This is a genomic window from Candidatus Sodalis sp. SoCistrobi (assembly GCF_900143145.1).
In the GTDB taxonomy this organism is placed as follows: Bacteria; Pseudomonadota; Gammaproteobacteria; order Enterobacterales; family Enterobacteriaceae; genus SoCistrobi.
The window spans coordinates 1-9,172 of the sequence record NZ_FRDB01000117.1; the positions used below are offsets into that span (position 1 = coordinate 1).

At 58.2% G+C, this 9,172-nt stretch carries 8 protein-coding genes and 1 pseudogene; 6 read left to right on the forward strand and 3 right to left on the reverse strand.

Annotated features, from left to right (window positions below; all coding sequences use genetic code 11):
• Both CINSTRO3249_RS09235 and CINSTRO3249_RS09240 read left to right on the forward strand, forming a co-directional pair.
• Positions 1–665: IS66 family transposase (locus CINSTRO3249_RS09235; RefSeq protein ID WP_074013068.1), on the forward strand; the 665-nt coding region annotated here is incomplete at its 5' end.
• A gap of 19 nt (positions 666–684) precedes the next feature.
• Positions 685–846, forward strand: a complete 162-nt coding sequence (locus tag CINSTRO3249_RS09240) for a ComEA family DNA-binding protein (protein WP_371441376.1) — start codon at positions 685–687, stop codon at positions 844–846.
• A 247-nt stretch (positions 847–1,093) separates the two neighbouring features.
• Here CINSTRO3249_RS09240 and queC read toward each other — a convergent pair whose 3' ends face one another.
• On the reverse strand, positions 1,094–1,789 hold the full coding sequence (queC, locus tag CINSTRO3249_RS09245) for a 7-cyano-7-deazaguanine synthase QueC (RefSeq protein WP_074013069.1): 696 nt from the start codon (positions 1,787–1,789) through the stop codon (positions 1,094–1,096).
• A gap of 97 nt (positions 1,790–1,886) precedes the next feature.
• Positions 1,887–2,924 carry a PLP-dependent cysteine synthase family protein gene (locus tag CINSTRO3249_RS09250; protein ID WP_074013070.1) on the reverse strand — a complete coding sequence of 346 codons (1,038 nt, stop codon included), beginning with the start codon at positions 2,922–2,924 and terminating at the stop codon, positions 1,887–1,889.
• 349 nt (positions 2,925–3,273) lie between these two features.
• Between CINSTRO3249_RS09250 and CINSTRO3249_RS09255 the strand changes: the two genes are divergently transcribed.
• The 4 genes and pseudogenes from CINSTRO3249_RS09255 to amt form a co-directional block, all read left to right on the forward strand.
• Positions 3,274–5,046 carry a SmdA family multidrug ABC transporter permease/ATP-binding protein gene (locus CINSTRO3249_RS09255; protein ID WP_074013071.1) on the forward strand — a complete coding sequence of 591 codons (1,773 nt, stop codon included), beginning with the start codon at positions 3,274–3,276 and terminating at the stop codon, positions 5,044–5,046.
• Entirely contained in the window at positions 5,030–6,805 is a 1,776-nt protein-coding gene (locus tag CINSTRO3249_RS09260) for a SmdB family multidrug efflux ABC transporter permease/ATP-binding protein (protein WP_074013072.1), read from the forward strand. The genes CINSTRO3249_RS09255 and CINSTRO3249_RS09260 overlap by 17 nt, the downstream gene beginning before the upstream one ends.
• Before the next feature lie 683 nt (positions 6,806–7,488).
• Complete coding sequence (glnK, locus tag CINSTRO3249_RS09265; RefSeq protein WP_002208627.1) at positions 7,489–7,827, forward strand: P-II family nitrogen regulator; 339 nt, start codon at positions 7,489–7,491, stop codon at positions 7,825–7,827.
• A 36-nt stretch (positions 7,828–7,863) separates the two neighbouring features.
• Positions 7,864–8,903, forward strand: a pseudogene (amt, locus tag CINSTRO3249_RS09270) (ammonium transporter); the annotation flags it as partial.
• Between the two features lie 40 nt (positions 8,904–8,943).
• Here amt and CINSTRO3249_RS09275 read toward each other — a convergent pair.
• Positions 8,944–9,172 (reverse strand): integrase core domain-containing protein (locus tag CINSTRO3249_RS09275; protein WP_143146879.1); only part of this gene is annotated, 229 nt, incomplete at its 5' end.

The window sequence follows — 9,172 nt, forward strand, 5'->3', positions numbered from 1 at the left end:
ACCGCAAGGGTGCCCACCCGCAGCGGCACCTGGCGGAATACCGGGGTGTGCTGCAGGCGGATGCGTATGGTGGTTATGATGCGCTGTACGCAACGGGCCGGGTAAAGGAAGCGGCGTGCCTGGCACAGGCAAGGCGAAAAATCCACGACGAGCATGCCCGCCGGCCGACGGATATGACGACCGAGGCGCTCAAGCGGATAGCCGAACTGTATGCCATCGAAGCCGATATCCGGGGCAGTCCGGAGGAAATGCGGCTTGCGGCTAGAAAAGAAAAGAGCCTGCCGTTGATGCAGTCGCTGTACGAGTGGATCCAGGGGCAGTTGAAAACGCTGTCGGTGCATGCGGAGATGGCGAAGGCGTTCAGCTACATGCTGAAGCAGTGGGACGCGCTGAATGTGTTCTGCGGTGACGGGCGGGTGGAGATCGACAACAACATCTGCGAAAACGCCTTACGGTGGGTTGCGTTGGGCCGGCGTAACTATCTGTTCTTCGGCTCTGACAAAGGCGGCGAGGCAGCGGCGATCATCTACAGCCTCCTGGGCACCTGCAAACTGAACGGCGTTGAGCCCGAGGCCTGGTTGCGTGATGTGATCAGCAAGATCAGCGACTGGCAGTCGAACCGAGTGCATGAACTGCTGCCCTGGAACCTCTCAATCGTAAAATAATATTTACACTACGGCCCTCGTGGGGCGCTTACGGTTAAAAGGCATCGGGCCTAAAAAGGGTCAGGCGATCATTGACTACCGTAATCAGCACGGGCCGTTTGCGCAAATTGAGGATCTGGAAAAGGTTAAAGGTATCGGCCCGGCGACGATGGCGCGGCTCAAAGAGTGTTTAAAGCTGTAGGCGCCGTGGGCGTGGACCGCAAGCGCAACCTACTTCGGGTCCACGAAAGGCGTTATCGCTGTTGTCTACGGCATAGGGCGGCGGAGTCGCCCTGATGCGGCCAGGGCGGCAATAATGCTTTTAGCCCACTTGGCTGCGGTTTGTGGCACTGAAATTGTCCTTGGCGGCACCTTGTGACGATTCAGGGATGCGATGCTGCCTTTGCGTCATCAGACTGTCGCTGCCGTTTTTGGCGTTGGTGTTGCGCTTAGCGCAGGCCGGTTTTGGCTTTCAGTGAGGCCATGACCGCCTGGGGCTGCGCGCGGTAGGCCGCCAGCCCGCGCGCGCGCAAGTGGCAGGCCGCGCACTGTCCACAGCCGTCGCCTTTGATGCCGTTATAGCAGGTCAGCGTATCGTGGCGCACCCGATCGAGTTGGTGATAGTAATCCGCCAGCGCCCAGGTTTCGGCTTTGTCCAGCCACATCAGCGGCGTGACGAAGTGCAGCTCGCGCGCCATACCGAGGTTGACTGCGGCATTTAGCGCTTTGATAAAGTCATCGCGGCAATCGGGATAACCGGAAAAATCAGTCTCACAAACGCCGGTGATAACCGCGCTGGCCTCGACCTGATAGGCGTAAATGGCGGCCAGGGTTAAAAACAGGATATTTCGGCCGGGGACAAAGGTGCTGGGCAGGCCGTCGGGGGTATCTTCGTAGCCCGGAACCGGAATGTTGTCGCGGGTCAGGCTGCTGACTGCCAGTGCATTAAGCAGGCCGGCGTCGATCACTTTATGCGCGCGGGCGCCTAACTGCAACGCCAGCGTGCGGGCGACGTCGATTTCCGCCCGATGACGCTGGCCGTAGTCAAAGGTGACGCAATGGACTTCGTCATATTGACTTAACGCCTGGATGAGGCAGGTTGTTGAGTCCTGCCCGCCGCTGAACACCACTACCGCTCGTTTCATCTGTCCCATTCACTCCTTATGGCAAAGGCTATAGGGTACTGTCTCTGCCCGCGGATGAACAGTAGCGGCTGGCGAAGAATTCGGCGGGCGAGTGGCGTTACAGGTTTTCCAGCGCCGACTGCCATGGACGGATATCGCCGATATGTTCCTTTACCCACGCCGGTTGATAGTAAGTGTCGCTATAGCGTTCACCGCCGTCGCACAACAGCGTGACTATGGCTCCCGCTTCACCGGCGGCGCGCATCCGTTTGGCCAATTGCAGCGCGCCCCACATGTTGGTGCCGGTAGAGCCGCCAACGCGACGGCCGAGCAGTGGTTCCAGCCATCCAAGCGTGGCGATGCTGGCGCCGTCGGGGACGGTCATCATCTCATCAATCACGCCGGAGATAAACGATGGCTCTACCCGCGGCCGGCCGATGCCCTCAATACGGCTCGGCCGATTATGAGTCAGGTTAGGATCGCCTTGGCGAAAAAAAGCGTGAAACACCGAATTTTCCGGGTCGACGACCATCAGACGCGTAGGGTGACCCTGATAACGAATATAGCGTCCAAGCGTTGCGGAGGTGCCGCCGGTACTGGCGCTCATCACCACCCAAGAGGGCTGAGGAAAGGGCTCCCGCGCCATCTGACGCCAGATGCTTTCGGCGATATTGTTATTCCCGCGCCAGTCGGTAGCCCGCTCGGCATAGGTGAATTGGTCCATATAGTGGCCGTTCAGTTCGCGCGCCAGCCGTTTCGCCTCGTCATAAATCAATCCGCCGTGGCTGACGAAATGGCAGCGGCCGCCGTGGTGCTCGATTTGTTCAATCTTTCGTCGTGCGGTGCATTCCGGCATGACGGCGATAAAGGGTAACCCCAACAGGCGGGCGAAGTACGCCTCGGAAACGGCGGTGCTGCCGGACGACGCTTCAATAATAGGTTTATCTTGTTGGATCCAGCCGTTGCAAAGTCCGTACAGAAACAGGGAACGGGCGAGCCGATGTTTCAGGCTGCCGGAGGGATGGGTACTTTCATCCTTGAGATAGAAAATAATATCGGGGAAGGCCGGCAACGTAAGCCGGATCAAATGGGTATCCGCAGAGCGTTGGAAATCACACGCTATCTCGTTTACCGCCTGGGCTGGCCATGACGACATGCTTATAGTCCTTATAATGAGTCTGAATATAGCCTAACCGGAACGGCGGGAAAAGGCTTTGCTTTTTTTTATCTCAATGTGGCTAATAGTAGAAAATATTTCTCTTAATTTTAATATTAATGGTTTATTAAAACTGCTGATAGCCCGTTTGAATGTATTTTTCGCTAGGGTCCCGGCGCCAAAAAGCGTTAAACGTCTCGATCGTTAACGCCGTCGCGCCAGACGCCAATAAATGTTATCGCCGGGCCTGATGCCAGCATTAATTCCTTAATCACGGTATAATACCGCGACAATGCTGCCCGGCGCGCGGCGCGGCGATCCGGCCCTATTTATTTTGGAATAACGCCACGTGAGATTATTTGCACAATTAGGATGGTTCTTTCGCCGCGAGTGGCGGCACTACCTGGGTGCTGTGATGCTGTTGATAATCATCGCGCTATTACAATTAGTCCCGCCGCGGCTGGTGGGCATTATTATCGATAGCGTAGTAGCGGGTCAGGCCACCGGGCGTCAATTGGCACTGTGGCTGGGGGTGATGGCCGTAACGGCAGTGTTGGTCTACGGGCTGCGTTATGTCTGGCGCATTTTGTTATTTGGCGCTGCTTACCGGCTGGCGGTGGAGCTGCGCGACCGACTGTATCATCTGCTCAGCCGGCAACTGCCGGGCTTTTATCTGCGCCACCGTACCGGCGATCTGATGGCGCGCGCCACGAACGATGTTGACCGCGTCGTTTTCGCCGCCGGCGAAGGCGTGCTGACGCTGGTGGATTCACTGGTGATGGGCTGCTCGGTGTTGCTGGTGATGAGCCTGCAAATCAGCTGGCAATTAACCTTGTTGGCGCTCCTGCCGATGCCGGTAATGGCGGTCATTATCAAACGGGACGGTCAGCGTTTGCACCAGCGGTTTCGCGTGGCGCAGGCGGCGTTTTCCTCGCTGAATAATCAGGCGCAGGAAAATCTGGCCAGCATCCGCATGATCAAGGCCTTCGGCCTCGAACAGCATCAGTCGGCGCGTTTTGCCGCCGTGGCCTCAGAGGCCGGCGACAAAAACATGCGCGTGGCGCGGGTGGATGCCCGCTTCGATCCGACTATCTACTTGACGGTGGGGCTAGCCAATTTACTGGCGGTCGGCGGCGGCAGCTGGTTGGTGATGCGCGGCGCCATGACGCTGGGTCAACTGACCAGCTTTATTATGTATCTGGGCCTGATGATCTGGCCGATGCTCGCCCTTGCCTGGATGTTCAACATCGTCGAGCGCGGCAGCGCAGCCTATAGCCGCATTCGCCAGACGCTGGAAGAACGAGCGGAGGTTGAGGACGGCACGTTATCCCTTCCGCCGGGGCGGGGAACCCTGAGTGTGGCGATAGGGGCTTTTCGTTATCCCCACGCCCGGGACCCTGCGCTGCAGGCCATCCATTTGACGCTGGCTCCCGGGCAGATGCTGGGCGTGTGCGGTCCTACCGGCGCTGGTAAAAGTACCCTTCTGGCGCTGATCCTGCGGCAGTTTGACGTTAGCGAAGGAGAGATACGCTTTCACGAATTGCCCTTGACCGCGCTGGCGCTTGATCAATGGCGCAGCCGGCTGGCGGTGGTGAGTCAGACGCCTTTTTTGTTTTCCGACAGCGTTGCCAGCAATATCGCCCTAGGCCGCCCGGACGCCACGGCGCAGCAAATTGAAGAAGCGGCGCGGTTGGCCTGCGTGCATGAGGACATCCTGCGCCTTCCCCAGGGGTACCAAACAGAGGTCGGGGAGCGCGGCGTCATGTTGTCCGGCGGTCAGAAACAGCGGCTGGCGATTGCCCGCGCGCTATTGCTGGAGGCGGAGATCCTGGTCCTGGATGACGCGCTGTCGGCGGTTGATGGGCGCACCGAACATAACATATTGCATAACCTGCGGCGCTTCGGCGTTCACCGGACGGTAATTATTACCGCGCACCGGCTGTCGGCGCTGCAGGGCGCGAGCGAGATACTGGTGTTAAAACAAGGTCGAGTCAGCCAGCGCGGCGACCATTCATCGCTGCAGCACCAGCCTGGCTGGTACCGGGACATGTACCGCTATCAGCAACTGGAAGCCGCGCTTGAACAGGACCCCAAGGAGACGGGCGATGCACAACTGGACTAGCCTCTGGCCGACCCTCAAGCGGCTGCTTGCCTATGGCCGGCCGCACCGCAGGCCGTTAACGTTGGCGGTCCTGATGCTGTGGTTGGTGGCGGCGGCGGAGGTTGCCGGGCCGATAGTGATTAGCTATTTCATCGATCATATTCTGCCGGAGAAAATGATGCCGTTTTGGACGGTGGCCGGCCTGGTGCTGGTTTTTCTTGCGCTGCAGGTGCTGGCGGCCGCGCTGCGCTATTATCAGGCGCTAGTGTTTAACCGCACGGCGTTAAGCGTGGTGCAGCAACTGCGTACGGAAGTCATGGACGCCGCGCTGCGCCAGCCATTAAGCGTGTTCGATACCCAGCCGGTAGGGCAGCTTATTTCCAGGGTCACTAACGATACTGAAGTGGTGAAAGATCTGTACGTCACGGTGGTCGCATCCGTGCTGCGCAGCGTGGCGTTAATCGGTGCCATGCTGGTGGCGATGTTTTTACTGGACTGGCGCTTGGCGTGCATCTCGCTGATTTTGTTCCCGGTAGTCATTGTGGTGATGTGGCTGTATCAGCATTACAGCACGCCGATTGTCCGGCGGCTGCGGACCTATGTCGCCGATATCAATAATGGTTTCAATGAAGCCATTAACGGTATGGGGGTCATTCAGCAATTCCGTCAGCAACAGCGTTTTGGCGCCAAGCTTCAGCAGGCGAGCCATGCCCACTTGCAAACCCGTATGGCGACGCTGCGGCTGGAGGGCTACTTATTGCGCCCGATGCTCAGCCTGCTGTTCGCACTTATTTTGTGCGGTATGCTGTTGTTGTTCGGGCTCAGCCCGCGCGGGGCGATAGGCGTGGGGGTGCTTTACGCCTTTATCAACTACCTCGGCCGGCTGAACGAGCCGCTTATTGAGCTGACCTCCCAGCAGTCCATCATGCAGCAGGCAGCGGTGGCGGGGGAGCGTATCTTTGAATTAATGGATGGTCCCGCACAGCATTATGGTCAGGATGAGCGTCCCCTTGGCGGCGGTGCGATAGCGGTGCGCGACCTTGAGTTTGCTTACCGTCGCGGACTGCCGGTGCTGCGCCACATTTCGCTAACGGCGCCGGCGAAAAGTTTTATCGCCCTGGTGGGGCATACCGGCAGCGGAAAAAGCACGCTGGCCAGCCTGATGATGGGTTACTACCCGGTAAACCAAGGGACCTTGTTGCTGGACGGCCGGCCGATTGAAACCCTCAGCCACCGGGTATTGCGCCAGGGTGTAGCGATGGTGCAGCAGGATCCGGTGGTCATGGCTGAAACGGTTTATGCCAATGTGACCCTCGGACGGGAGCTCAGCGAGCAACAGGTCTGGCACGCGCTTGAACAGGTGCAACTGGCACCGCTGGTGCGCACCTTACCGGGCGGGCTGCACGCTGAATTGGGTGAGCAGGGCAATACGCTGTCGGTCGGACAAAAGCAACTGCTGGCCTTGGCGCGGGTGTTGGTCTCTACGCCGGCGATACTGATCCTTGACGAAGCTACCGCCAATATCGATTCTGGTACCGAACAGGCGATTGCACGCGCGCTGCAGGTGGTGCGGCGCCATACCACGCTCATGGTGATCGCCCACCGGCTGTCAACAGTGGTTGAGGCGGACCAGATCCTGGTGCTGCATCTCGGAGAGGTGGTGGAGCGCGGCACCCATGCCGCCTTGCTGCAGGCGCGGGGCCGCTATTATCAAATGTATCAACTGCAACAGGCGGGCCAGGCGTTGCACGCCGAAGAGCCTCAGGCACTGTCCGGCTGAAGACGCCTTGGCGCGGTGCGCACCTGTCAGCGCCATTTCTCACGCCGCTAGCGTCTGCCTTCCCACGCCGTTAGCGCCTGCCTTGCCACGCCGCTACCGCCTGCCTTTCCACGCCGCTAGCGCCTGCCTTGCCACGCCGCTAGCGCCTGCCTTCTCACGCCGCTACCGCCTGCCTTCTCACGCCGCTACCGCCCGCCTTCCCACGCCGCTAGCGCCTCCTTTCCACGGCGTTACCGCCCGCTTTCCCACGCCGATAGCGCTTGCCTTCTCACGGTGCTAGTGCCTCCTTGCCACGGCGTTACCGCCAGCCTAACCACGCCGCTAACGCTTGCCTTCTCACGGTGCTACCGCCTGTCTTATCACGGCGGCCCGGTACCACCGTATTCCTTGGCTAAGCATTGGCGGCAATCGGATGCCCGCTGGGCCAAATACGCACTGTGAATGGGCATTAATGTGCCATTTATGTGACAGACGCACCGTTTTTTGGCATTAAGCACTCATTTGGTGCATTTCCGCGTTGCTGATCTTTTCAATTTCACCCTGGCGCCCAACCTGGCAACGGGCAGCCGCCAAAGGAATAGCCTGCTAACGGTAAATTTTTATGTCGAAACATTTGTGGCACATGCTTTGCTTTAGTTGGGCGTAGTGGTCGCGAGTCGGGACTCAATTTTCGAGGGGTACATATGAAGCTGGTAACCGTGGTGATTAAGCCATTTAAATTGGAAGATGTGCGTGAAGCGCTCTCCTCAGTGGGTATTCAGGGGCTGACGGTCACTGAAGTAAAAGGATTCGGGCGTCAGAAAGGCCATGCCGAGCTATATCGCGGCGCTGAGTATAGCGTTAACTTCCTGCCGAAAGTGAAAATTGATATCGCTATTGCTGATGATCAGCTCGATGAAGTGATTGATGTCATTAGCAAAGCGGCTTACACCGGTAAGATCGGCGACGGCAAAATTTTTGTTGCTGAACTTCAGCGGGTTATTCGCATTCGTACCGGCGAAACCGACGAAGCGGCACTTTAACGTTATGCGTTATTTGTAGAAAGGGATGAAAAAAAAATGAAGAAACTAGTCTCACTCACCGCTGTTGGCGCTGCGGCACTGTTGCCGTCCTGGGTCATGGCTGCGGCACCTGTGGCCGACAAGGCCGATAACGCGTTTATGATGATAAGCACCGCGCTGGTGCTGTTTATGACCCTGCCGGGGATTGCGCTTTTTTACGGTGGCTTGCTGCGCGGGAAAAACGTGTTGTCAATGCTGACACAGGTGGCGGTCACTTTCGCCCTGGTCTGTGTGCTGTGGATGATCTATGGTTATTCGCTGACGTTCGGCACCGGTAACGCCTTTTTCGGCGATTTCAGCATGATAATGCTGAAAAGCATCGGTGTGACCGCGCTGACCGGCAGTTTCTATCAGCTGATTCATGTTGCTTTCCAGTGCTCCTTTGCCTGTATTACCGTCGGCTTGATCGTTGGCGCGCTGGCGGAACGCATCCGTTTCTCGGCGGTGCTGATTTCGTGGTGGTATGGCTGACCTTCTCCTATCTGCCGATGGCGCATATGGTATGGGCGGGTGGCTTCCTGGCATCGCTTGGGGCATTGGACTTCGCCGGCGGTACGGTAGTGCACATCAATGCCGCCAGCGCCGGGCTGGTCGGCGCTTACCTGCTGGGCAAACGCGCCGGCTTTGGTAAAGAAGCGTTTAAACCGCACAACCTGCCGATGGTGTTTACCGGTACCGCTATCCTGTATGTCGGCTGGTTCGGTTTCAACGCCGGCTCCGCCAGCGCCGCCAATGAAATTGCCGGGCTGGCGTTTATCAACACCGTTATGGCCACCGCCGGCGCCATCCTGTCCTGGGTGTTTGTCGAGTGGATGCTGCGCGGTAAACCTTCATTACTGGGCGCGTGCTCCGGCTGTATCGCCGGTCTGGTTGCCATCACCCCGGCTGCCGGTACCGTCGGTGTTGGCGGTGCGCTGGTCATCGGTCTGGTCGGTGGCGCAGCAGGCCTGTGGGGTGTGGTCACCCTGAAGAAATGGCTGAAAGTGGATGACGTTTGTGATGTGTTTGGCGTACACGGCGTCTGCGGTATCGTCGGTTGAATAACCCCGAGTTTATTAGAGAGTAATTTTGGCAATACTACGCCGCTTCCTCTGATGCTAATTGCAAAGCGTAATAGTTCATTTCGGCTTCAGTAGGAGGGATGTAACCCAGCCGCCCGAGCAGCCTTCTGTTGTTGTACCAGTCCACCCAGTCCAGCGTGGCCAACTCCACTTCCGTCCGGTTTTTCCAGCTCCCGCGGTGGATAACCTCCGTTTTGTACAACCCGTTGATACTCTCTGCCATCGCATTATCGTAGGAGTCGCCG

Bases quoted from the DNA above. Each gene is read 5' to 3' on its own strand.
- queC (WP_074013069.1), bottom strand. From the start codon at position 1,789: ATGAAACGAGCGGTAGTGGTGTTCAGCGGCGGGCAGGACTCAACAACC.
- CINSTRO3249_RS09250 (WP_074013070.1), bottom strand. From the start codon at position 2,924: ATGTCGTCATGGCCAGCCCAGGCGGTAAACGAGATAGCGTGTGATTTC.
- CINSTRO3249_RS09260 (WP_074013072.1), top strand. From the start codon at position 5,030: ATGCACAACTGGACTAGCCTCTGGCCGACCCTCAAGCGGCTGCTTGCC.
- glnK (WP_002208627.1), top strand. From the start codon at position 7,489: ATGAAGCTGGTAACCGTGGTGATTAAGCCATTTAAATTGGAAGATGTG.